The organism is Stenomitos rutilans (assembly GCF_059505485.1).
Map to the genome: position 1 here is coordinate 306,494 of NZ_JCACKR010000090.1, position 24,698 is coordinate 331,191.

Annotated in this window: 20 protein-coding genes; 13 read left to right on the top strand and 7 right to left on the bottom strand. The window is 49.3% G+C overall.

Features of this window, described 5'->3' with window-relative positions:
• Positions 1–392: 392 nt before the first annotated feature.
• On the bottom strand, positions 393–1,199 hold the full coding sequence (gene surE / locus AC5JLP_RS17495) for a 5'/3'-nucleotidase SurE (protein ID WP_496069214.1): 807 nt from the start codon (positions 1,197–1,199) through the stop codon (positions 393–395).
• Positions 1,200–1,536: 337 nt separating this feature from the next.
• Here surE and pheS point away from each other — a divergent pair, with 337 nt between their 5' ends.
• Positions 1,537–2,538: a phenylalanine--tRNA ligase subunit alpha gene (pheS, locus tag AC5JLP_RS17500; protein WP_496069215.1), complete on the top strand. Its 1,002-nt coding sequence runs from the start codon at positions 1,537–1,539 to the stop codon at positions 2,536–2,538.
• Here the strand turns inward: pheS and AC5JLP_RS17505 are convergent.
• Positions 2,535–2,738, bottom strand: a complete 204-nt coding sequence (locus AC5JLP_RS17505) for a hypothetical protein (RefSeq protein ID WP_496069216.1) — start codon at positions 2,736–2,738, stop codon at positions 2,535–2,537. The genes pheS and AC5JLP_RS17505 overlap by 4 nt on opposite strands.
• Before the next feature lie 453 nt (positions 2,739–3,191).
• A complete protein-coding gene (locus AC5JLP_RS17510) occupies positions 3,192–4,073 on the bottom strand; it encodes a M48 family metalloprotease (protein WP_496069217.1) in 882 nt (293 codons plus the stop codon).
• A 443-nt stretch (positions 4,074–4,516) separates the two neighbouring features.
• Between AC5JLP_RS17510 and ileS the strand changes: the two genes are divergently transcribed.
• From ileS to AC5JLP_RS17530, 4 genes are all read left to right on the top strand, one after another.
• Positions 4,517–7,534 carry an isoleucine--tRNA ligase gene (gene ileS, locus AC5JLP_RS17515; RefSeq protein WP_496069218.1) on the top strand — a complete coding sequence of 1,006 codons (3,018 nt, stop codon included), beginning with the start codon at positions 4,517–4,519 and terminating at the stop codon, positions 7,532–7,534.
• Positions 7,535–7,837: 303 nt separating this feature from the next.
• Entirely contained in the window at positions 7,838–9,853 is a 2,016-nt protein-coding gene (locus AC5JLP_RS17520; protein ID WP_496069219.1) for an ATP-binding protein, read from the top strand.
• Between the two features lie 252 nt (positions 9,854–10,105).
• Entirely contained in the window at positions 10,106–10,456 is a 351-nt protein-coding gene (locus AC5JLP_RS17525; protein WP_496069356.1) for a nucleotidyltransferase family protein, read from the top strand.
• Positions 10,437–10,781 carry a HepT-like ribonuclease domain-containing protein gene (locus tag AC5JLP_RS17530; RefSeq protein WP_496069220.1) on the top strand — a complete coding sequence of 115 codons (345 nt, stop codon included), beginning with the start codon at positions 10,437–10,439 and terminating at the stop codon, positions 10,779–10,781. The genes AC5JLP_RS17525 and AC5JLP_RS17530 overlap by 20 nt, the downstream gene beginning before the upstream one ends.
• Before the next feature lie 168 nt (positions 10,782–10,949).
• On the opposite strand, the gene AC5JLP_RS17535 is transcribed toward AC5JLP_RS17530, so the two are convergent.
• Positions 10,950–11,252, bottom strand: a complete 303-nt coding sequence (locus AC5JLP_RS17535; protein ID WP_496069221.1) for a 2Fe-2S iron-sulfur cluster-binding protein — start codon at positions 11,250–11,252, stop codon at positions 10,950–10,952.
• 392 nt (positions 11,253–11,644) lie between these two features.
• Entirely contained in the window at positions 11,645–12,865 is a 1,221-nt protein-coding gene (locus AC5JLP_RS17540) for a phosphoglycerate kinase (protein ID WP_496069222.1), read from the bottom strand.
• A gap of 68 nt (positions 12,866–12,933) precedes the next feature.
• On the opposite strand from AC5JLP_RS17540, the gene AC5JLP_RS17545 reads away from it, so the two are divergent.
• On the top strand, positions 12,934–13,338 hold the full coding sequence (locus tag AC5JLP_RS17545) for a universal stress protein (protein ID WP_496069223.1): 405 nt from the start codon (positions 12,934–12,936) through the stop codon (positions 13,336–13,338).
• A 25-nt stretch (positions 13,339–13,363) separates the two neighbouring features.
• Positions 13,364–13,939, top strand: a complete 576-nt coding sequence (locus AC5JLP_RS17550) for a Uma2 family endonuclease (RefSeq protein ID WP_496069224.1) — start codon at positions 13,364–13,366, stop codon at positions 13,937–13,939.
• A gap of 6 nt (positions 13,940–13,945) precedes the next feature.
• Here AC5JLP_RS17550 and AC5JLP_RS17555 read toward each other — a convergent pair whose 3' ends face one another.
• Positions 13,946–14,767 carry a M90 family metallopeptidase gene (locus AC5JLP_RS17555; RefSeq protein WP_496069225.1) on the bottom strand — a complete coding sequence of 274 codons (822 nt, stop codon included), beginning with the start codon at positions 14,765–14,767 and terminating at the stop codon, positions 13,946–13,948.
• 178 nt (positions 14,768–14,945) lie between these two features.
• On the opposite strand from AC5JLP_RS17555, the gene AC5JLP_RS17560 reads away from it, so the two are divergent.
• The 3 genes from AC5JLP_RS17560 (at position 14,946) to AC5JLP_RS17570 (ending at position 17,879) form a co-directional block, all read left to right on the top strand.
• The gene (locus AC5JLP_RS17560) at positions 14,946–15,485 is read left to right on the top strand and encodes a nuclease-related domain-containing protein (RefSeq protein WP_496069226.1); all 540 of its coding nucleotides are present in this window, start codon (positions 14,946–14,948) and stop codon (positions 15,483–15,485) included.
• A gap of 160 nt (positions 15,486–15,645) precedes the next feature.
• Entirely contained in the window at positions 15,646–16,488 is an 843-nt protein-coding gene (gene ylqF, locus AC5JLP_RS17565) for a ribosome biogenesis GTPase YlqF (protein ID WP_496069227.1), read from the top strand.
• Between the two features lie 503 nt (positions 16,489–16,991).
• A complete protein-coding gene (locus tag AC5JLP_RS17570) occupies positions 16,992–17,879 on the top strand; it encodes a class I SAM-dependent methyltransferase (protein WP_496069228.1) in 888 nt (295 codons plus the stop codon).
• A 16-nt stretch (positions 17,880–17,895) separates the two neighbouring features.
• Here the strand turns inward: AC5JLP_RS17570 and AC5JLP_RS17575 are convergent, their stop codons facing one another.
• Entirely contained in the window at positions 17,896–19,347 is a 1,452-nt protein-coding gene (locus AC5JLP_RS17575) for a polysaccharide biosynthesis/export family protein (RefSeq protein WP_496069229.1), read from the bottom strand.
• A 913-nt stretch (positions 19,348–20,260) separates the two neighbouring features.
• Here AC5JLP_RS17575 and AC5JLP_RS17580 point away from each other — a divergent pair.
• The 3 genes from AC5JLP_RS17580 to hepC all read left to right on the top strand — a co-directional run bounded on the left by AC5JLP_RS17580 (position 20,261) and on the right by hepC (position 24,632).
• Complete coding sequence (locus AC5JLP_RS17580; protein ID WP_496069230.1) at positions 20,261–21,337, top strand: glycosyltransferase; 1,077 nt, start codon at positions 20,261–20,263, stop codon at positions 21,335–21,337.
• 84 nt (positions 21,338–21,421) lie between these two features.
• Positions 21,422–23,620: a GumC family protein gene (locus AC5JLP_RS17585; protein WP_496069231.1), complete on the top strand. Its 2,199-nt coding sequence runs from the start codon at positions 21,422–21,424 to the stop codon at positions 23,618–23,620.
• Between the two features lie 97 nt (positions 23,621–23,717).
• Positions 23,718–24,632: a heterocyst development glycosyltransferase HepC gene (gene hepC, locus AC5JLP_RS17590; RefSeq protein WP_496069232.1), complete on the top strand. Its 915-nt coding sequence runs from the start codon at positions 23,718–23,720 to the stop codon at positions 24,630–24,632.
• Positions 24,633–24,698: the final 66 nt, after the last annotated feature.

Genomic DNA, 24,698 nt, shown 5'->3' on the forward strand with positions numbered 1-24,698 from the left:
CGCTAGAATATCAGCCCTGGACAGACGCTAACGTTGAAACGGATACTCAATTTGCCCCTTCAAGGCAGCTTTATAAAAATTGCCTGTTGTGTCAGTGATCGCGATCGCATGACTCAGTGATCTCATGGTAGAGAGTGTAGCGTTTGATTAAATCAAACACCATAATGGTGGCAGATGCTTCAATGTTTCATCGAGCTTTTACTTAAGGTGCCCATTCAGCGACGCACGCACACAACGTTGGTTCATGATTTTTTATCTCCGCAGGGTTGTGCAACTAGCCACTTGTAAAAAATAACAGTTCCTTTGGGCTTGCTAATCAAGATCGACCACTGGTTTAGTACTCTACAGAAATTAAGTACCGCCTTTCGGAAACAGCGGACAAGCTAGTCACATTACGCTTTCTGGGCAAGCGGCAGATCAAACGTCCAGTGTTTCAAACTGGCTAACCCGGTGGCTGCCGTCAAGTTGTATTGCAGCGGAGTCACGGTGATGTAGTTTGCGCGAATGGCCTCTACATCGGTCGGGGCTTGATCGGTCACCTCCGAAGGTTCAGCAACGTCTTCCAGCAGTTCGCCTGCCAGCCAATAGTATGTTTTACCTCGCGGATCAAGGCGCTTCTCAAAGACATCAATGTAACGACGGACACCTTGCCGGGTCACTTTGACGCCCGCGATCGCCTCTGCTGCTACCGCTGGCACGTTCACGTTTAGTAACAGCAGTTCTGGCAGGGGTTGTTTGGCAAGTTGGGCAACCAGCGATTCTGCAAACGCGGCGGCTGGCTGAAATTCAGATGATGCAAAGCTGGCAAGGCTGAACGCAAGACTGGGAATGCCCTCAATCACGCCTTCCATTGCGGCTGAAACGGTACCAGAGTACAGCACATCCGTGCCCAAATTAGACCCGTGATTGATGCCAGACAGCACCAGATCGGGGGGACCATCCAACAGTGCCCACAGCGCTAATTTCACACAATCTGAAGGAGTGCCGGAACAGGCCCACGCTTTCACGTTAGGGTGAAACACCGACTCTACAATGTCCGCGCGAATGGGTTGATGCAAGGTGAGTCCGTGTCCAGTTGCCGATCGCTCACGATCAGGACATACCACGGTGACATGATGCCCTGCCTCAGCAAGACGGTTTGCCAGAGAGCGAATACCCAGAGCGAAAATGCCATCATCGTTGCTAATGAGTAGTTTCATGAATCGATAAGGAGTGGGGGTAGGGAGTGGGGAGTGGGGGGTAGGGAAAAGGCTAAAGGATGAAGGTTAAAGAGAAGGGAAGTTTGGGGTGCGATCGCGGATGCCGCCACTCAGCTATTAAACTGAAGAGTGAATGGCATTGTCATTTGACTTCTAACGTCTGCCCTGAGCTTTTAACTGTTAGCCGTCAACTATCAGCCGTCAGCTATCAGCCATTGACTCAAAACTTTTAGCCTTCAGCCTACTGCTACGCAGAAGCAAGCTACATCCTTTAGCCTTTCTGCCTTGCCTTCTGCCTTCCAGTTACAAACAACCAATAACTAACAACTTCATTAGTATGACTGTTCAGCTTCAAGAACTCGCAGCGCAATTAGAATCCATTCGGCAAGAAGCACAACAGGCCCTCGCAGCGATCGACTCGCTAGAGCAACTGGAACAGCTTCGGGTGAAGTATTTAGGTAAGAAAGGCCCCATTCCTCAAGTGTTAGGCGGTATGGCGAAGCTCGATGCGGGCGATCGTCCACGGATTGGCGCACTGGCAAACGAGGTCAAAGAAGCGATCCAGGTAGATGTCGATCGTCGTCGTGCAGCACTACAAGCGGCTCAGATTCAGGCGCAGCTTGAGGCAGAAACGCTAGATATCACGATGTCTGGCGTGTATCGTCCTCAGGGACGCATTCACCCCATCAATGGGATGATGGATCGGGTCACCGATATTTTTGTGGGGTTGGGCTATACCGTTGCCGAAGGGCCAGAAATGGAAACGGACTATTACAACTTTGAGGCGCTGAATTTTCTGCCTGACCACCCCGCCCGCGATATGCAGGACACACTGTACCTGCCAGACGGCAACATCATGCGCACCCACACTTCGTCTGTGCAAATCCGCTACATGGAGACGAATGATCCCCCTGTACGCATTGTGATGCCAGGACGCTGCTATCGACGGGATACGGTCGATGCTACCCATTCTGCGGTGTTTCACCAGGTAGAAATTCTGGCAGTCGATGAAGGACTAACCTTCACCGATTTAAAGGGCACGATCAAAGTCTTTCTAGAGCAGCTATTTGGCGAAGTGCCCATTCGGTTTCGTCCGAGCTTTTTCCCATTCACAGAACCATCTGCCGAAGTAGACGTGCAGTGGAAAGGACGCTGGTTGGAGATTATGGGCTGTGGGATGGTAGATCCCAACGTGCTGAAAGCGGTTGGCTATGACCCCGAAGTGTATACAGGCTTTGCCGCTGGTATGGGCGTTGAACGCTTAGCAATGGTGCTACACCAAATTGATGACATTCGCCGCCTTTATACCAGCGATTTGCGTTTTTTACAGCAGTTTTAGCCTGCTTTGGGGTGTATCTGTCGGCGCTCAAGCATCGCTTTCAAACGCTCTAGTGGGTAATCAGAGATGAAGCTGTCCCACGGTCTCTTTTGCCCAGCGGCATTGTAGACGTACAAAACCCCGTTAATCATACGGCTCGACACAATCAGGTCTAGTGTTTTAGCCAGGTGCAGGCACTGTGTCAATTCAAGCTGGGTCATAGTGTTCAATCAGGGAGCAATCGCTGCTCAGGGTACATATCATTCTGAAATCATCCTAAGCAGATGTGACGGTTAACACCTGTGATTTCACACCAAGCGATATGAAATTTATCAAAGCTTTAGCGTGCTCACAAATCAGGTTGCTACGCTCATACCAAATTAAATTGAAAATGCGGCACACCCTGTAGGGTCAAGGCATTGCCTTGACCCTACCCAGCAATCGATCTGTAGTTATCATTCTTTAAATCGGTATCACAAGGCTCTAAACTCCCAATGATCTAAAGCTTTGGTTTTTCTCAACCGCGTTTATGAGACGGGTTCAGTTGAGTTTTGTATCTGCGATCGGCTTTCTCTTTCAAGCATGTCGGCCTCAAGGAGGGCAACTTAACCAGGATCAAGTGCCCTCTGCCAATGATTCTCGGTGCTTATTCCACTTTCAGCAGGACAAGACGCTTAGGCGAACGCCGGATCAGCCTGCTGCTGTTGAGCCAACTCCATCAGCCGACGAATTCGTTCTTCGGTTGCAGGATGCGTGCGAAATAACGCCTGTAAGCCCTGTGCTGAAAGCGGATTGACAATCAGCAGCGGAGACATCGCCGGGTTGCCGTGCATGGGAATCTCATGACCCACAGCTTCCAGTTTCTCAAGGGCATGGGCTAGCGCGATCGGATTGCCTGTAATCATGGCGGAACCCTGGTCAGCCGAAAATTCACGCGTCCGAGAAATGGCAAGCTGGAGCAACATTGCAGACAGAGGAGCCAGGATGATGAGAAACAGCAACCCAAAGGGATTAGCCCCCCGTTGATCGTCACGGGTGACAGGGCCGTACAGCGCACCCAGACTTAGCAGCCGTCCTAAGTAGGTGATCGCTCCTGCTACAGTGCCAGCAACAGCCTGAGTCAGTGTATCTCGGTTTTTAACGTGAGTCAGTTCGTGGGCAATCACGCCTTCTAGCTCCTCAGTAGTCAACAGTTTAGTAATGCCTTCTGTCACCGCGATCGTGGCATGGTTAGGATCGCGCCCTGTAGCAAACGCATTTGGAGATTTGGTCGGCGCGACAAATAGCTTGGGCATGGGAATGCCCGCGCGATCGCTGAGACGAGCCACCATATCGTAGAGTTCCGGCGCTTGCTCACAGGCGATCGGTTGCGCTTGATAAGCGGCTAAGGCGGCTTTGTCCGAATAGAACCAGGAGCTAAAGCTAGTAACCGCAGCAATCCCTAATCCCAACAAAAGACCGGACTCGTCACCGACTAGATAGTAACCAGCGAGTACAAAGATCCCGCTCAGTAAGCCTAACAGTCCGACGGTTTTGATTTCATTGATACCAACCATACATGCTTCCTAACGAGAACAAATAACGAATACGGCATTAGCGTTCCAATTAGAGTCTCAAATTCAGAGCTGTATTGTCTCTATCCAGTGAATGAACTTGCGCTCTCACCGCCATTTTCATTAGCATTCTCAACACCCAAAACCCTACACTCGCAAAGGCAGCGCTCTCGCTTTCCCCAATAAATTACCGCTGCGGTTTAGGTCTGCAATACCGTGATTCGCTAAACTTGAAGCTTCAGATCACTGACCAACGGTAGTAAGCTTTAGCTTGAAGCGTCGAGGTAGCGGTCTTGCATGGTCAACTGTTATACTACACGTATACTACACGTATACTACAAGTATCACTTATAGCATCTGACGCATCTGTTGCAGCTATGCGCCAACGCTAAATATTCAAGCTTCTATTCATTCGCATCGAACCCTAACCTCTAGTCTTCAATTCCATGACTGTGACAGAACCCGGCTCCTACAAAGACACTGTTAATCTTCCCAAGACCAACTTTGACATGCGCGCCAACGCAAGCAAACGGGAACCGGAACTACAGGCATTCTGGGAGGCGGAACAGCTTTACCAGCAGCTATCGCAGGAGAACCCAGGCGAATTGTTTGTGTTACATGATGGGCCACCCTATGCCAACGGTTCGCTGCACATGGGGCACGCGCTCAACAAGGTGCTGAAAGATATCATCAACAAATATCACCTGCTGCGGGGACGGAAAGTGCGCTACGTGCCGGGTTGGGACTGTCATGGGTTGCCGATCGAGCTAAAAGTGCTGCAAACCCTTAAATCTGAGGAGCGTAAAGCGTTAACACCGCTCAAATTACGTCAGAAAGCAAAAGAATTTGCGCTCAAAACTGTTGACGAGCAGCGACAGGCTTTCAAGCGCTACGGCGTGTGGGGCGACTGGGAGCATCCTTACCTAACGCTGAAGCCCGAATACGAAGCTGCACAAATCGGCGTGTTTGGGCAAATGGTGCTCAAAGGCTACATCTACCGGGGCTTGAAGCCTGTGTATTGGAGTCCCAGTTCTAAAACGGCGCTGGCAGAGGCGGAACTGGAGTATCCCGAAGGGCACACCTCACGGAGTCTTTACGCCGCGTTTGAAGTCAAGCAGCTTTCGCCTGCGCTGATGATGGGTCTCGATTCTTTTATGGGTACGGGCGAATTGGGCGTTGCCATCTGGACGACGACTCCCTGGACAATCCCCGCGAACCTTGCCGTGAGCGTGAACCCAGAGCTAATCTACGCGGTTGTGGAAGTGGGCGAAAACGCGCTTGGTCGGTTTAAGTACCTGATCGTGGCGAAGGATCTGGTCGATCGCCTCTCCGAAGTCCTCGGCACCACGCTGACGGTGCAAGCAACGATGGTGGGCAGAACGCTGGAGCATACGACGTATCAGCATCCCCTCTTTGACCGTCGCAGCGAAATCGTGATCGGCGGTGATTACGTTACGACAGAAGCTGGCACAGGCTTGGTGCATACTGCGCCAGGACACGGGCAGGATGACTATATTGTCGGCCAACGCTACGGTTTGCCCATCCTTGCACCCGTCGATGATGATGGCAACTTCACCGAAGAAGCGGGACAATTTGCGGGTTTGAATGTGCTGGGCGACGGCAATACAGCGGTGATTGCTGCGTTACAAGACGCAAAAGCCTTACTGAAAGAAGAACCCTACGTCCACAAGTATCCTTACGATTGGCGTACCAAAAAGCCAACGATCTTTCGCGCTACAGAACAATGGTTTGCCTCGGTCGAAGGCTTTCGCGATCAAGCCGTGAAGGCGATCGCAGACGTGCGCTGGATTCCTGCTCAGGGCGAAAACCGCATCACGCCAATGGTCGCCGAGCGATCGGACTGGTGTATCTCGCGTCAGCGCAGTTGGGGTGTGCCCATTCCCGTCTTCTATGACGAAGCGACTGGAGAGCCATTGTTGACCCGGGAAACGATCGCGTTTGCGCAGGCGATCGTCGCTGAAAAAGGCTCCGATGCCTGGTGGGAACTGCCCGTTGAAGAACTGTTGCCAGAACCTTACCGCTCCAATGGCCGCAGCTATCGCAAAGGCACCGACACGATGGATGTGTGGTTTGACTCCGGTTCTTCCTGGGCAGCGGTTTTGGAAAGTGATGAGTTCAAAGTTTCGAGTGATGAGTTACCAGAAAACTCAAAACTCTCTAGTGCAGCGGCGCAAAGCACACCTCAAAACTCAAAACTCAAAACTCAAAATATTCCCTTCGGGAACGCTACGCGAACAAAACTTGCCTACCCCGCTGACATGTATCTCGAAGGGTCTGATCAGCATCGCGGTTGGTTTCAGTCCAGCCTGCTGACCAGCGTGGCCGTGAATGGATTCGCACCGTACAAGACCGTCCTGACTCATGGCTTTGTGCTGGATGAGCAGGGCTACAAGATGAGTAAGTCCCTCGGCAATGTCGTTGATCCAACAGTCATTATCAATGGTGGCAAAAACCAGAAAGAAGAACCACCTTATGGTGCTGACGTGCTGCGCCTGTGGGTATCGTCGGTGGATTACTCCTCAGATATGCGCCTGGGCAAAACGGTTTTGAAGCAGATGGCGGATGTTTATCGCAAGATCCGCAACACGGCGCGCTTTCTGCTGGGGAATCTGCATGATTTTGATCCCGCTAAAAAGGCGGTTCTTTATGAGCAACTGCCGGAACTCGATCGCTATCTTCTCCATCGCATGACCGAAGTGTTCAGCGAAGTAACGGATGCCTTTGATAGCTTCCAGTTCTTCCGCTTCTTTCAAACCGTGCTCAACTTCTGCGTGGTTGATCTGTCTAACTTCTATCTAGACAGCGCTAAAGATCGGCTGTATATCAGTGCGGAAGATTCTCCCCGTCGTCGCAGTTGCCAAACTGTTTTAGCGATCGCCCTCGAAAATTTGGCAAAAGCGATCGCGCCCGTGCTTTCCCACATGGCAGAAGACATCTGGCAAGCGCTGCCGTATACTACGCCTCACAAATCAGTCTTCCAGGCGGGTTGGGTTAAATTGAAGGATCAGTGGCGTGCACCAGATCTGGCGACGAAATGGCAAACGCTTGCCCAAAGCCGCGATGAGGTTAATAAGGTGCTGGAGAAAGCTCGCGCTGACAAGGCGATCGGCTCTTCTCTAGAAGCCAAACTGCTGCTGTACACCACGGATGCTCAACTCAAGCAAACCCTGCAAACGCTCAATCCTGCCGATAGCTTGAGCGGGAATGGCGTGGATGAGTTGCGCTACCTGTTTCTTACGTCTCAAGTGGAACTTTTAGACTCTACGGAACGCTTGGACGGCTTGAAATATAGCGCTCAAACGAACGCTCTTCAAATTGGCGTGGTGGATGCAGATGGCAAAAAGTGCGATCGCTGCTGGAACTACTCAACCCACGTCGGCGATTCAGAAGACCATCCACTTCTGTGTGAACGTTGCATTCCCGCATTGGAAGGAAAGTTTTGAAGACGACAAAAGATAATTAATCTAGACTGAAGCAAAAGTCGCAATTGAGATTGGTATTTTGATCATCGACGACCAAAATTAATCTAACGAACCAAGTCGGTCTAGCTGGATATAACTCAATGCAGAGAAATTTACGAAGGTTTCTGCATACGACATAACGTACCTGGAGGAGTTTGATTTAAGGCTCATGGGCAGTAGGCATTAGTATTTTTAGGCTTAGAAAGCTTTTGGACTGCCAGATCTGTTTTGTGTTTTAGTACAATACCCATAATCTTTTCGAAACCCAAAAAACCAACCATATCTATGACATCTAAAACTAATTCTAATTCTCTTAATAGACAAATCAACGGGATGATGGATAAGTTCAAAAATAGTGCTCGAGGTATTCTTGAGTTTACGTTTCAAGAAGTGCAGAGTTATGAAAATGGGGTTTATGGAGTAGCTTTCGCAAAACCTTCGAAGAGATTGGCAGCTTCACTGGCTGTTGATCGAGAGTTGCTGATGCTGTTTTCTAATTTCCCAGATCAACAGGTGCGGACAATCAAATTTGCTAATAAATTAATCAGTAGCTCCGAAGCCAGACTCGAATCCACAGTTGCAATCATTGTGCATAAGGATAGAAGAGGCAACATGAAGCTTAAGAATTGGGGGCGAGAACTTGGTTTAGCCATTCTTCCAGTATTAGCTGCGGATACTATACCAGCAGGCGAAGAGCTTCAAAGACATCTAGCTTTTGAATTATTCTCTCACGATCCATTTGATGTAACGGGTCCAGTATCTGATGACGCACAATTTTATGGGCGACGTTCTGAAGCACAGGATTTAGCACGTAAATTGCAAACAGGTCAGATTAGGACCTGTTTGGGAATTCGCAAGATCGGTAAAACATCAATTCTTAATCGTATTATCAATGAAACTAAGGCTAATCATGATTGTGTATGCATAATGATTGACTGCTCCAAAGACATGGTTTGGCAAATGGGAGCAGCTCAACTAATGGCTTCAATTGCAGATGCCATCAAATCTTGCCAAAAGGAGCAAAAAATATATCGCGCAGTGGAAGTCAATACAAGCGAGCTTGAAATTTCAGCTTGCGCTAAGGATTTAGAAAAATTAATTTTAGATAGCGACCGTCCAATAATTCTGTTTATGGATGAAGTAGATTACATTACTCCAAGTAGTCCTACTAGTCATATTTGGAAGGGTGACTTTAATATATTTTGGCGTAATTTAAGAGCTGTTTATCAGGAGGTGCTGAGACATAATTCCATGCTCTCGCTACTAGTAAGTGGAGTCTCAAGTAGATGGTTCGCTGCTGGAACAATCGAGGGGATTGAGAATGCAGCATTAGCTTTTGTTCCCGAAGAGTATGTCTCTCCACTTCCGCGTGGCGCGACAGTAGCCATGCTGAAACGGTTAGCACGTCATGCCGGTCTACAATTTGACGAGAATGGTTTAGAGAGCATTGCAGAAGTATGTGCAGATATGCCCTATTGGGTTCGAAAAGCATCTTCTTATATTCATCGAAGAACTGAAATTGCTTCACGCCCCTTAAAGCTTGAGTTCGAACAAGTATCTAAATTGTTAGAAGAATTCGTCAGCTATGAAGGTGCGACGCTTGCTCAAGTTGCACTATCTCATCTTTTTAGCGTTCATCATGAATTAGAGAAGTATGTGAAGCTATGTAGTTTAAAAAGTGCTGAAATAGTTCCCAAATATTATCTTTCAGTTTTAGAAAAATATGGAATTATATCAAAGCCTACTCAATTCGGCACACCCGACAGCGCCTACGAAATATCAGGATTGATAATGAGAGAAGGATTAAAGCTTTATCTGGAAAGGCAGGATTCCACTGAGATATTTACCTCGGAAACAGTCAAGAAACTTGATACTGTTTCCAGTGAACTTGGAGAATGGGCAGAAGAGCTTGCATTAATTAGTAGACGGCGTAACTTACTTGAAAAAAAGCTCCGCCAAGTTTCCTTAAACTTTATAAAGTACGACTCTTTGATGGATAAAAATAAGGCTTCTACAGCTTCAAGAATTTCTGCGATTATTGGGGGAACAAGCGATCGAAAAATTGCGAATCTTAGTGCAGACGAGATAATTGAGAAGTTCAATTGGACTGACTTATCTAAATTAATAGCTAAGGAATGGCAATTATTTGCAAAAGTCTTCGGAGACCAAAAACAGTTTGAACAGGATTGCAATGTCATCAACGATAGATTCGATGCTCACGCAAAAGATTTTGATGTCGCTGATATGGCTTTGTATCGTAGAAGTCTGAAGAGGCTTGAGGATTCTATCGCTAAGTTATAGTTATAAAAATTTCCACCACTAGCGTGAATAGACCATTAAGATTTCTAAGGCGATGAGTAGTAAACTCAATTTTTTAAGATTTATATCAATGCAGCTCTTGAAGGCGTTATATGTCAACAGCATCAAGCTGATTCATTATATCTGAAAGATATCTGGAAGATGCTGAATTAATTCATTAATCTCCTAAGTATTGGACTGGTATTTTCACAATGATGATGCTTTATAGCCTTCTGGAGCATAGAAAAAATCGTGATGAATACAAAATATAAACAGGCTCTTTTGCCAACAATGTCTGTACAAACAAAAGCTCAAGTGTTGTCTCTTCTTCAGAAATATCAACCAGAACTACAGCAGTTTGGTGTCAATCGGTGCGGTATTTTTGGGTCGTTTGTTCGTGATGCTAACGTTCATGAACAAAGTGATGTTGATATTCTAGTTGCATTTGAGCCAGACCAAAAAACCTTTGATAACTTCATGCACTTGTCTTTTTTCTTAGAAGAGCTTTTTGGTAGAAGCGTTGACCTCATCACGATCGAATCACTCAGCCCTTACATCGGTCCGCGCATCTTAGACGAGGTGGAGTATGTCTCCATCGGCTCGTGAGTATTTGCAGCATATTCTCGATGAAACGGCTTACCTCATAGCCAGTTCTGACAATCTCAGTAAACTAACTTTCGTACAGGATGAGACCCTAAAACGCGCGTTTGTTCGGAGCATTGAAGTAATCGGTGAGGCAGTGAAACAACTTCCTGACGCGCTGCGACAAAAATACGATGCGATTGAATGGCGCGCACTGGCGGGAATGCGCGATCGATTAATCCACAGCTACTTCGGCGTTGATTACGATATCGTATGGGACGTGGTCGTTAACAAAATCCCTGCACTCAATGCAGAAATCAGAAAAATACTTGAGCATGAATATCCATAAACTTTGACGCTTAGATTGCTACTGCATAGAGAGCATAATTGCAATCCCATCACAGTTCAATGGCAGTAAAAGAATTGACACATCCAAAGTTCAGGTACGATTCACAGAATAGCAATCAGGCATTTCTCCTCAAAACACACAAGTAGAAATGCCTATCTTTTTCACCAGCTAGACCAACTCTTCCTCTTTGTGAGTTTCGATCGTGCAGTCAGAGGTGGGATGAGACACACAGATCAACACATAGCCAGCCGCAATTTGATCTTCATCCAAATATGACTGTTCTGATTGATCAACAGAGCCTTCAACTAACTTTCCAGTACAGGTAGAACATACGCCCTGCCGACAAGAATAGGGCAACTCCATCCCTTCATTTTCTGCCGTTTCAAGGATGTACGCATCATCGGGAACGTCTACGGTTTGGTCAATGCCTTCTGCTTCGTTTGTGAGCTTGATCTTGTATGTTGTCGCCATAACGGTAAACCTCTAATTAACATCTTGAATGAGAAAAAGGAAGTCTGATTCATTGCCGAAGCGGTTAACCAACAGGCGAAAGTAAAGGTGGGTGAGAAAGCAAATTTAATGTGCAAATGACGCTTTCACTGCAAAGATTAGCTCAGGGACTGTTGTGACCTCTCTGCCGAGAGGTAGCCCTTGAACTCTTATACGGTCTGCAAAAAGATGGATTTCCGCGATCACTCTGCTTCTCAGGCACTCTCTGCAACAAAAAGCCCTCACCGTATACAGTGCTTTTCTTCAAAGAAGAAGCCACAATGGTGAAGGCTATGGGTAGAAGATACTAGTTGAGAGTTAGCCAGCTAAGGGCAAAAAGCGGCACGATCGCCCCTTGCAGTCGAGATCATCATTTAGGCATTATCCAGCGCTGCAATACCGGGCAATTCTTTGCCTTCCAGCAGTTCCAAACTGGCACCGCCGCCCGTAGAAATGTGGCTCATTTGCTCAGCAACGCCGACTTTCTCGACGGCTGCAACGGAATCACCACCACCAATGATAGTTGTTGTACCTGTTTTGGTGAGGTCTGCGAGGGTGCGGGCGATCGCCTCGGTGCCCACCGCAAATTTATCAAACTCAAACACACCCATTGGGCCGTTCCAGATCACCGATTTGCAGGTGGAAAGCGCATCCTGGAAGACTTTTACGGAGTCGGGACCAATATCCAGACCCATCCAACCGTCGGGAATGCTTTCAACGCTAACGGTTTGAGCATTTGCATCAGCCGCGAAATTGTCTGCAACGACCACATCAGTAGGCAGGAGCAAATCAACGCCTTTTTCTTTGGCTTTCGCTTCCAGTGCTTTTGCCAATTCCAGCTTGTCTTCTTCCACCAGAGACTTACCAACGCTGAGACCACGCGCCTTGTAGAAGGTGAAGATCATGCCGCCACCGATCAGAAGCTTGTCTACTTTATCCAACAGGGTTTCGATGACGGTGATTTTGCTGGAGACTTTGGAACCGCCCACGATCGCCGCCAAGGGACGCTGGGGGTTTTCGATCGCGTCTTGCAAAAATTGCAGTTCTTTCTCAATCAGGAAACCAGCCACGGAGGGTTTGAGATAATGAGTCACGCCTTCGGTAGATGCATGGGCGCGGTGCGCGGTGCCAAACGCATCGTTTACATACAGGTCAGCTACCGATGCCAATTGCTTGGCAAATTCGGGATCATTTTTCTCTTCACCTGGATGGAAGCGCACATTCTCTAGCAGGAGAACATCACCATCCTTGAGAGCCGCCACTTTAGCCGCCACATCATCGCCAATACAGTCGTCTGTTTTTACGACTGGCTTACCTAGAAGGTCAGACAAGCGCTTGGCAACAGGCGTTAGGCGAAACTTGTCGGTCACGCGAGCAGCATAATCGTCCCCTTTGGGTCGTCCAAAATGACTTGCCAAAATAACCTTTGCACCTTTAGAAGACAGGTCTTGAATCGTTGGCAAAGCAGCACGGATGCGTGTATCGTCTGTGATGTTGCCCTGGTCATCTAAAGGAACATTAAAATCTACCCGCACGAGGACGCGCTTACTAGACAAATCAGAGGATGATAAACTTGCTAGAGTCTTCTTAGGCACCGAAAGAACCTCCTAAATGAGTCTTTTTACCTATTGTACCGAAGTACGTCCCTCCGGTCATAACTACCATGTTCAAGACTGTACTTTTTCCGATCGACCGTAGCCGCGAATCGCAGCAGGCGGCTGAAACCGTGGCTGGCGTAGTCAAAATTCACAACAGTCGCTTGATTCTGCTGTCAGTGGTTGAACCACCTGCTGAAGATGGCACGAGTGATGCTATGTCTTCGCCAGAGGCGATCGCCGAACTCTTGACCACTGCAAAGTCTTTGTTTTCTCAGCAAGGAATTGAAGCCGACGCGATCGAGCGCGAAGGGAAACCCGCCTTCACCATCTGCGATGTGGCTGATGAAGTCGATGCCGATTTAATTGTGATGGGCTGTCGTGGCTTGGGTCTTACCGATGAAGGCGTTTCGGATAGTGTCACCAACCGTGTCATTAACCTATCGCCCTGTCCCGTACTGATTGTGCCTTAGACAACGCTGTGTCTTCTAAAGAGCAATGGTTGCACATTTCCAGAAGTTGACACCGCAAGAGTATCTGCACTGGGAGCAGCAGCAGGAATGTCGTTACGAGTATGTCAACGGTGAAGTGTTTGCCATGACAGGCGGCACGATTCCTCATGGCACCATTGCGTTAAATCTGGCAACAGCCCTGAAGCTGCATCTTCGCGGAAGTGGTTGCCGCGTTTTTAATTCTGATATTAAGGTTGGCATTACAGAGAAGGGACCGTTTCACTACCCTGATCTATCAGTCAGTTGTGATGAGCGCGATCGCACAGCGATTGAGTTTATTGAGCATCCTTGCTTAATCGTTGAAGTGCTCTCACCCAGTACCGAAGCGTATGATCGAGGTGGAAAATTTGCCCACTATCGCACTATCAAAACGCTTCGAGAATACGTTCTGATTGATGCTGAGCAGGTTAGCGTTGAGTGCTTTCGGCTGAATCAAGCAGGCAAATGGGAGTTGACGCACTATTTGGCTGGCGATGAGGTTGAGCTGACGAGCATTACGTTTCGCTGCCCGATCGCGCTGCTTTACGAAGATGTGCCACTCCCATCCAGCCATGATGGTTGATTAAGGCTAGCTCCAATGGGCAGGATCAAGCTGGTAGTAGTTTCGCAGCACATCATAGAGTTCTGAATGATAGCGCTGCATTAGTTCAGCTCGTTCAAAGAAGGTTTCCGTCGCTACTGCAAAAAATTCTGCGGGAGCGGTTGCGCCATAGGCATCCAGGACTGTTTTGGCTCCACGCTGCACGTCGCGTTGCAATTGCTCATATGCTTGCCGAAAGACACGTGCCCAAGTGGTGCGATCGGTAGCACACGCAAGAAAAGGTACTCCATCAGCCGTGCCATCTTCTTGATCAAGCTGATGGGCAAACTCATGGAGGATCACGTTATGACCATCGTGCTCGTGCATCGTATCGTACTGGATGCTATCCCAAGACAGCACAACCAGACCCCGATCCCACGATTCGCCCCGTCTCGCGGTCTTCTCTTGCACCACGTAGCCGCCTAGTGATTGTGTGGCATTCACCACAAATGCGCCTGGGTAAACCAAAATAGCGCTGAGTCTTGGGTAAAACCGTTCGTTTTGATTAAGCAACAGCAGGCAGGCTTGGGCAGCGATCGTCACTCTCATTTCATCGGTAATACTCAAGCCACCGCAACCTGTAAAAGTTTTTTCTGCCAAAAAGATCTGCATGTAACTCCGTAATCGCTTTTGCAGTGGTTCGGGCAGACAGCTATACAGAGGGACGTTGCGATCAAGGATTTTCTGCCATGAAGGAGGAAACGGGCGATCGCGAATGTGATTGCGTCTCAGGCGCTTAAACAGCGGTGCCGCCAAGATCAAGCCAACGACGATCGCCAACCCACATAAAAAGAGAATGGTTTGAACCATAGCGGTGCTGACCAGAAAGTGGCTGGATCTATGCGTCTCATCAATCCACTGTAGCCCGATGGTTAAAGCCGCGACATTAACGCCAATCGCTCAGGCAGATCTATACTCTCCCCTGACGATCGTCATATATAAAAGGGCACTGTAAAAGAGACCTTCACCGTCCTAAGAGTTCTTTTGTATGTCTCGTGCTGGCAACAATATTCGCAAAATGGCGCTGAGGCGGCGCTTCAAAGCTATTCAACTCTTCATCGCAACTGCACTGCTAGCCTGTCTGCCCTTTGCAGGAAAAGCCTTTATCCAACAGTTAGCAGTCATTACAAATACAGCGATTGTCGTGCCTGCCTGGTTATATCTAGTGTGCTTCAGCATGGCAGCCTTAACGCTGTGGAGTGGGTTATTTCTTTGGAAACGCGCCAACCATGCAGATCAGGGTGCAAAAGGGGAGGAAGACATTGCCGCGATGTTGACACCATTAAGCAGCGAGGGATGGCAGCTTGAGTATGGCATTCGTGATCGTCGTCTGGGAGACATCGACATCTTTTTGCTCTCACCCAAAAAGCGCGCTTACACGATCGATGTCAAATCGCACAAAGGGCAGGTTAGCAGTCAGGACGGCAAGCTCTATCGACAGTACGGCAAGAAAAGATATCCTTTTGAGAAAGATTTTTTGAGTCAAGCCAAGCAGCAGGCGATCGCGATGAAAGAGCAAAAAGGGTGACGAAGCGTAACCCCGATCGTTGTTTTTTCCGCTGCTAAGGTTGAAATTAGTGCAAATCCTATCAACCATGTCTATGTCTTTGGCAAAGAAACTCTCCTCAGTCAGCTACGATCGCTAGAGCGAATGTAATTTCTTGCTCAACGTTTATGTGGCTTCTCCCATGACAACGCCTTCGATTCAGTGGTATCCCGGACACATCGCTAAAGCCGAAAAAGCGCTGATGGAGCAGCTCAAGCGGGTTGATGTCGTGCTGGAAGTGCGAGATGCGCGGATTCCTCTTACGACAGAGCACCCTCAAGTGCAGCAGTGGTTAGGCAGCAAAGGGCGAGTACTGGTGCTGAACCGGATTGATATGATCCCTGCATATGCGCGGCAACAGTGGACGGAATGGTTTCGATCGCAGGGCGAAGAACCGTACTTCACCGATGCTCAACATGGAAAAGGCATTGAGACGGTGTTGCAAGCCGCTCAAAAAGCAGGGGAACAGATGAATCAGCGTCGGCGCGATCGAGGCATGTTACCCCGACCTGTGCGCGCCGTTGTCATTGGCTTTCCAAACGTCGGCAAATCAGCACTCATCAACCGTTTGCTGAAGCGACGTGTGGTGGACAGCGCTCGTCGTGCAGGGGTCACCAAGCAATTACGCTGGGTCAGAATTTCTGACGAAATTGAACTGTTGGATGCACCTGGAGTATTGCCATCCCGACTCTATAATCAGGATGCTGCACTTAAGCTGGCGATTTGCGATGACATTGGTGAAGCGGCGTATGACAACCAACGGGTCGCGGCAGCATTGGTGGAGATGCTCAAGGATTTGGTGATCGAGTCCGTCTTGCAAACGCGCTACAGCCTGGATGCACAGACGCTCACAGGTGAAAGCTATTTACATGAACTGGCAGCCCGTCGGCACCAGGGTGACGTCGAACGGACTGCACGGCAATTGCTGAATGACTTTCGGACAGGTGTATTAGGCGCGATCGCGCTAGAGCACCCACTGCTGTAACGAAAAGGCCAACAACATTGAGTAGCCGTAGAAAGATCTAACGATCAGGGCTTGGTTGATGACGAAACGCTCTCCCCCCAAGCACTCTCCCAGAGCGGGAGCAAGAAGATTCGATTCCGGTTCTCTCTTGCAAGTTGAGAGAGGGTGGTTTGGGCAATTCAACAGGCTCAGTTTAATTGCATCTATTTGCTTATTAGATAGATTTCTTAATAGTTGACAAGTTTATAGATTAATGGGACATCTTTATTCATTCTTTACAGAAATTCTCCTGACCTTCAGTATGATTGCGCAAGAAGCTTTTCGCTAGCGTCTTCCATTAGCGCTTTACAGGTTTTAACCACTTCGTGTAGACATCAAGATCGGTGTGATTTTGAGCATGCACATTAATCAACATCAAAGCTGGATTTGTTTCTAAGGCGTGCTCTGATCAGCGATTCCAGAGAGACATTCTTATGTTTAGCTCTCTCAAACCCTCAACTTTTATATATAAAGGTACTTTACTAATGCATACGAAGCAGCAGTTAAGCTTACAATCGTTTCTCGTTGCGGATCACCAGGTCAGTTTTGAAGCTGATATTCCAGCATGCGTTCTTCCTGATAGCCCTTCGGTGCAGGCCAATCGCGTTTACTTCAGCAATCCTAAATGGGCAAAAACTTATTTTGAAGCTTGTCACCGCGATCGTGCATTTAGGGAGCGTTGGTATGCCGCCGCCGGCAGTTGGGACGACAAGATTGTAGTAGACATCGGCTGTGGTCCGGGCAATCTCTACGCAAACCTGGGTGGCAAACCAACGTTATTACTGGGGGTCGATGTTGCCCAGGGTTCATTGAAAATGGCGCAAGAGCTCGGTTACACGCCCTTACTGGCTGACGCTCATCACCTGCCACTGGTTTCAGAGTTTGCTGATGTTGTGGCAATCAATGCCAGTTTGCATCACTGCGATGATATGGAAACCGTTTTGGCGGAAGCGGCACGATTAGTCCGACCTGGCGGCATTTTAGTCGTTGACCATGAGCCACAACTGACCGCCTGGGACTACAAAGGATTAGGGCTGTTGCTTTACAAGATGCGTTTGGGAATTATTTATCGCTTTTTTCTACGCAGCCTAGACGCTCCTGACGAAGAGCGATCAAAGGCATTGGCAACGGAAGTGCATCATCAGCCAGGTCATGGCGTTACCTCAGCGTTGTTTCATCAAACGCTAGAACCAATGGGCTTTCGCGTGAATGTTTATCCTCATAACAATGCGATCGGCGCTGATGCCTTGAACGGTGTGTACGGCGACCCACCTCACTGGCGTTATCGCATCGGACAATTGCTCTCTGGTCTTAATCCCTATTCTGCGGATGCGGCGTTGTCGTTAATGTGCGTTGCTGTACGTCAGGTTTGACACCATAACGCTTAGCTCAAAACCCCAGCAGGTTGATGATGCTGAACACACCGCCGATCGGCGACAGCACCGAACCCAATGTATCCGTCACAGCGGCAAAGCCCGATCGCCGCACGACGATCGTGTCATTGTTGCGCATTGCGGGATTAGTCTTGTCGTTTAAGCCCTGAGCAAAATCAACATCAACATCGCGTCGTGCCACAGTGCCGTTCGGATTCAACCGAATGAAGGTCACTTCACCTTTTTTCGCGCGATTATTAAAGCCACCCGCTGCCAGCAATGCTTGGTTGAGGGGCGTATTGGGTGGCACCTGAACAGGACCAGGACGAATCACTTCACCGACCACATTTACGGTGATGCGATCGGGCGCAAAGCTAGCGACCGCGATTTTTGTCGCTTCGGTGTTGTTCAGAGCCGTTGCAGTAGGAATGACGATCGTATCGCCTTCCTGCAAGGGTAAATCCTGGCGCAGATCACCCGATTGCAGCAAGCTCCAAAAATCAACGTTGATGGTTTGGGTCGCACCGGCCTGCGTCGTGCGTCGAATCTCTACACGCCGAATATCGGCAGCTTGAGTGATACCACCCGCCGTCTGAATCGCCCGCGTGACCGTAGGAAGCTTCAAATTTGCGTTGGTCGGCAGTGGATTAGAAGACGAACCATTGGGCTGATTGGTTGGGTTAGTTTGGTCAGGTGTCAGAATGTAGGGGCCGGGACGGTTCACCTCGCCCACTACTGCAATCCGTAAAGGGCGATCGCTGGGAGCCGCAAACGTAGCAGCCGCCAACCGCTGAGCTTCTGCCAAATTGGTTGTGGTTGCCGATGGAATAAAAATACTGTCACCATCCTGCAAGCGCAGATCTTGTCGCAAGTTGCCTGTGCTCACAAGCTGCCACAGATCTACCTTGATGATCTCATCCGCACCCACGTTATAAGGACGAGGGCGGTGGACTTCAATCTGTCGAACATCGGCGGACTGGGTGACACCTCCAGCCAATTGAATTAACCGTGTCACGCTGGGAACCCCAGTATCAACATTGGTTGAAACCGCTTGCACATTGTAGGTGCCCGGTCGATTCACTTCACCCGCAATCGCCAGTCGCAGTGGTCGCGCCGCCAGTAGTCCAATGGTGACGATCGGTCGCGTTAAATACGGTTCATACTTTGCAGCAATGGCGGCGGATGCTTGTTTTAACGTTCTGTTCTGCACAACAACGGCACCGACCTGGGGTAGATTCACTGCACCATTAGGCAACACCAAATATTCGCCGCTGTACTCCGGTACGTTGAAAAAATCAATGCGAACACGATCGCCAGAACCGAGCAAATACCCATCCTCAGTCAGGCTTTGCGACGCCTCAACTGTCGGCGCTACGGAAGGATTTGATGTGCGATTAGGAACTTGAGCCATACTTGCAGATGGCAGCAGAAGTAACCCGATGACAATGGCAGACGAAACTTGCACCATAACCCTACTTGACTAGGACAGCGATGACACGATCGCACCAAACCTGGACGTACACTGTGTCTTAACAGACTAGATTAAGTTCGTAAAGACGAAGATAGGAAGCTGAAAGTTCCTTAATTGGAAAAAATGGATTTGCGTGATTAAGCTTCGCATGTCGATTTAAGTGATTGGACACCCACTAGCGAAAAAAATCTCTTTTTTAAAGTGCTTTAGCTTTATAGCAAACACCAACTTTTTGATACCACATAAAACTATGCGTTACTTGCCATCAGATCGACGCAGCTCCGCTACTTTAGCCATCATAGTTCATTTTCGGGTAGCAGCAGCGGTAGAATTGATCCGTAATTAAACGCCTTAAAAGGTATAAGATTTACACCTTGACACGTAGAGTTTGTGGGGAGTCACAAAAAATATGCTTTACTATTTCTGCGTTTTAGTATTGAATCAAACTGTCGTGTCTGGTCGCTTTTACTATAGTGACGGCTAATAGCAACACTACATTTCTCTGGAAAGATTTGGTAATCTAAGCCTCAAGGGAGATGCTTTGTCCCTGAGTATTCTTTACGCTTTGTTAAGTTTAGCGATTGGAGTAATCGTCAACGTTAGCTAGTGACATAGGTTTCCTTACTGACGTTCTCTGCATCAATGAATACTTAACGCAATCCAGGTTGGTTTCTGCTGGTAGTTCCTTTTGAGTTGATGCGCTTAAAGTTGATGTGCTTGAACCTGCCCATCGTCGATCAATCGCGATCGAATGCAGTCCACGAGTTCATCTGTTCTCCGATTCGACCTTGACCATCACAGGAGCTTTGAACTTTATCGCCTAAAGCAGTTTGGCAAAATCGCGATTATGCCGTGAGTTGAGCCACTGTACAGAGATTGAGTTCGTCACCACAGCGTCACATTATTAGCTATGAAAATTGCCTTGGTGCATGACTACCTAACCCAACGAGGTGGGGCAGAGCGCGTTTTTGAACTGCTTTGCAAACGCTACCCTGAAGCGGATATTTTTACGTCGCTGTATGATGCCGAACGCACCATTGATCTCCACGATCGACTGGTGCACACAACGGCTTTGCAGCAAATTCCCGGCGCTAGCAAGCACTTTAGGCTGCTGGCTCCGCTCTACTTCCCAGCCTTTCGATCGCTGGATCTGCAAGACTACGATCTCATTATCAGCAGCAGCAGCAGCTTTGCGAAAGCTGTTCGTAAGCGCCCTACAGCGCATCACATTTGCTTCTGCCATAACGTTACCCGCTTTCTGTGGGATACCCGCAATTACCTGCGGGAATACACGACGTTTAGAAAGCTGTATCCACTGCTAGAAAAAATCTTTCAGCAGATGCGAAAAGTGGATCTAAACTACTCTCAAGAACCGGATCTTTATATTGCCAATTCAAGCATTGTCGCAAAACGTATTGAAACCGTTTATGGCAAGCCTGCAATGGTCATTAACTATCCGATCGACAGCAGCAAATTTGTGTTCTCTGGGCAAAAAGAAGACTTTTACCTCACCTCGGCTCGGCTGATTAGCTATAAACGCACAGACATTATTATCGAAGCGTTTAACTGGTTGGGTTTGCCATTACTCATTACAGGCGATGGCCCCGAACGAAAACGTCTAGAGGCAAAAGCGATGCGTAATATTCGCTTTCTAGGGCACGTTAGCGATGTCGATCGCACCCATTTGATGTCGAAAGCGCGCGCAGTGATTGTAGCAGCGTTAGAAGATTATGGTCTTGTGCCCGTTGAGGCAAATGCCAGCGGTACACCCGTCATTGCCTACGGGGCGGGCGGCGTTCTAGACACTCAGGTTCCTGGTGAAACAGGGATCTTATTTAATCGTCAATCGCCAGAGGCCGTGCAGTCAGCGCTCCTAAAAGCTAATGCGATTAAGTGGAATTATCGCAACATTCGAGAACATGCATTAAGGCATTTTTCAGAGGAAGCCTTTTTTGGCAAAGTAGAGCATGTTATTGGAGCAATCTAATGGGTCTCAAGCTTTTTTACTGACACGAGATTGCGGCAGTAAGCCGATTTGTCGATTCGATGGGTTATAAGAGGGGTGGTAGTTGTGACTGTTGGTCATGTCGTCAGCACAGTTGAATCTGATCCAGGTTATGGGCAACTAGTCGTTGCTCTATTTCGCCGAAGGCTTTGGCTGATCGGAATTTTTCTGGGCGTTCTATCAACGGTTACGGTTTACACTCTGCTCAAAAAGCCGCTTTACCAAAGTTCGATGCAGCTCTTAGTAGAGCCTAACTATCAAAGCAAGAAAGACTCTGGAGCCGGAGCCGAAAATCAGTTCGCCGACAGCACCGTTGAAGTGGATTACTCAACGCAGCTCACTCAAATGCGAAGTTCTCAATTGTTGCAAAAAGCGGTGGCCTTACTACAGTCTGATTACCCCAAACTTGAGGCGGCAGAACTTCAAAAGGCGCTGATTTTAACTCAGGTTGAAGAAGACAAGGTGAAGACCAAAATTTTTCAGGTGGTCTACACCAGCGACGACCCGGAAAAAACGCAGAAAGTACTCAAAGCTGTCCAGCGCGTTTATCAGGACTACAACCGAGAGCAACAAAAGCTGCGGTTGACTCGCGGCTTAGCGTTTGTCGATGAGCAACTGCCGCTGGTAGAAAAGCAGGTCGATCGCGCTGAGAATGAGATGGAGCGGTTCCGCAAAAGCCAGAATTTGGTCGATCCGGAAGTGCAGTCGAAGGCGTTGATCGATGCACTGAGCGGTGTGCAAAAAGAGCAGCAAAGCAACCAGGCGCAAATGCGAGAAGTGCAGGGTCGCTATCAAACGCTGCAACAGGAACTCGCGCTGTCGCCTCAACAGGCACTGATCGCAGCCCGGTTGAGCCAATCATCTCGCTATCAGAGCCTACTGAACGAAATTCAGAAAAGCGAGCTGGCGATCGCGCAACAACGTCTGCGCTTCAAGTCCGCCAGTCCCTATGTGCAACAGGCGATCGACCAGCGCCAACGCCAACGCGACCTCCTAGCAACCGAAGTACGGAGAGTTTTGGGCAGCAATGCTGCTCAGGTCAATACCACAGGTGAGTCTGGGCTGAGCGTCGGGCAGTTGAGCGCCACCGATCTCACCCTAGCGAGTGCCCTGGTCGATGCTCAAGTGAACCTGTCAGCGTTGCAGGGGCGTGCCCAAAGTCTGAGTGAAGCAGAGCGATCGCTCCAGCAACAACTCCGACGCTTTCCCGGTCTGCTGGCAGAGTACGGTCGCCTTCAGCCCAAGGTGGAGATCGGACGCAACACCTTGCAGCAACTGCTAAAAGCCCGCCAGGATATTGCCCTCGAAATTGCGCGCGGTGGCTTTGACTGGCAAGTGGTAGAAGACCCTAAGCTTGGCAAACAAATTGGCCCTAACCTGAAGCAAAACATTTTGCTGGGAGCCGTTGCTGGCCTCATGCTGGGCAGTGTCGCCGCCTTCATTCGAGACACGATGGACGATGCCGTGCATACGCCGGATGATCTCAAGCAGGTGGATGTGCCGCTGTTAGGCATGGTGCCAGCACTCCAGCATGAGGAGGGGCTGGCGGCGCTAGTGCCCTTCCGTGAGGCTGGTTTCCCTGAGCCATCTACGATGCAGGTCGTCCACTGGCAACCCTTTCGTGAATCCCTGGACTTGATCTATAAGAATATCCAGTTGTTACCCAGTGCGGCTGGCTTACGTTCCCTGGTGGTCACTTCTGCTTTGGCAGGTGAAGGCAAATCGACGATCGCCCTTGGGTTAGCTATCAGCGCTGCTCGGTTGCATCAGCGTGTGTTGCTCATTGATGCCGATCTGCGTCGCCCTAGCTTGCATCAGCAGCTTGACCTGCCGAATGGCTATGGGCTTTCCACCTTGCTAACCCGGCAAACCTCTTTCCGGCAAAGCAGCGAAATGCAGCCATCGCATCGCTATACCGATCTTCCCCTGTCGATTCTCACGTCTGGGCCAGCGCCCACCGACCCTGCCCAACTTTTAAGTGCCGAGCGCATGGGCGATTTGATGCAGGCACTGGAGCAAGCCTATGACCTTATCATCATCGATGCGCCGCCAGTGCTGGGCATTGTCGATGCCATGCTGGTTGCGTCATTTTGCAGCAGCGTGGTCTTAGTTGGGCGGATTGGTCATGTCACCCGTGCCGAACTAACGCAAGCAACGGCACTTCTGAGCAAACTCAACGTGATTGGTGTCATTGCAAATGGCTCTGACCTGACGACCAATCACTACGTCTCCTACGAGCGAAAAGGACAATTAGCCCCCCTGTAGATGGATCAAACGCTTACCGCCTGGGTAACAACGGCACTTACCGCCTGGGTAACAACGGCTTAGTCAAACGGCACTCTAACCCCCAAAAGTCCCCATTATGTCTACCCTTTTCCTTTCCCAGCAGGCTACAAAAGGCAAAACTCACCGCGATCGCGCAGCCCATTACGCGCTCACATGGCGGCAGAAACAACTCTTACTCACGCTGACTCCTCAGCCGACGACTCCACCCCTGACCGCTTTGGATAGTGAACAACTCTTAGCAGAGTGCCTGGAGCGATCGCCTATTCACCTGGTAAAGCTTGCACCTGAGATCGGCGAGGCGTCCCTGGCGATGTGGGCCGATGCCTGCGCGAAAACCAACAAAGCTGCTTATCTGAGCGTACCCAGTACAGCTTCTCTGCCCAAAAAGCAAAGCCGCTTGAAATGGTGGCTGAAGCGCATCGTTGATTGGAGTGTAGCAGTGCTGCTCATGCTGGTCATCGGGCCTCTGATGCTGGGACTGAGCGGGCTGATGCTGCTACAATCTCCAGGGCCTATTTTCTTCAGTCAGTGGCGTGTGGGTGAACGCGGCAAGCTCTTTCGGATTCTCAAATTCCGCACGATGGTGACGGGTGCAGAGTTGTATCACCATCAGGTCATGGGGCATCAGGTCGGTCTACACAAGTGCGAAGATGATCCTCGCGTCACGCCGATCGGTCGTTGGATGCGGAAATATAGCCTGGATGAGTTGCCACAGATCATTAATGTGCTGCGAGGCGAGATGAGCCTGGTCGGTCCGCGTCCCTGGGCACTGTATGATGCGGTGCGCCTCAGCCCGACTGTCCAACAACGCTTAAACGCCCTTCCTGGCATCACGGGCATCTGGCAAGTGACGGGTCGATCGCACCTGCGGGATCTGGATGCCGTGAATCGGGTTGATTTACGCTACCTCGGCGATTGGTCGCTTCGTCAAGACTTCAAAATCCTGCTGCTGACCGTGCCAAAAGTGCTTTCAGGGTTTGGTGCGTTCTAAACTCAGGTGGACGCGCTTGCTGACGCTTCAGCTTCCATTGACAATGAAGGCAACGGCAACCACTTT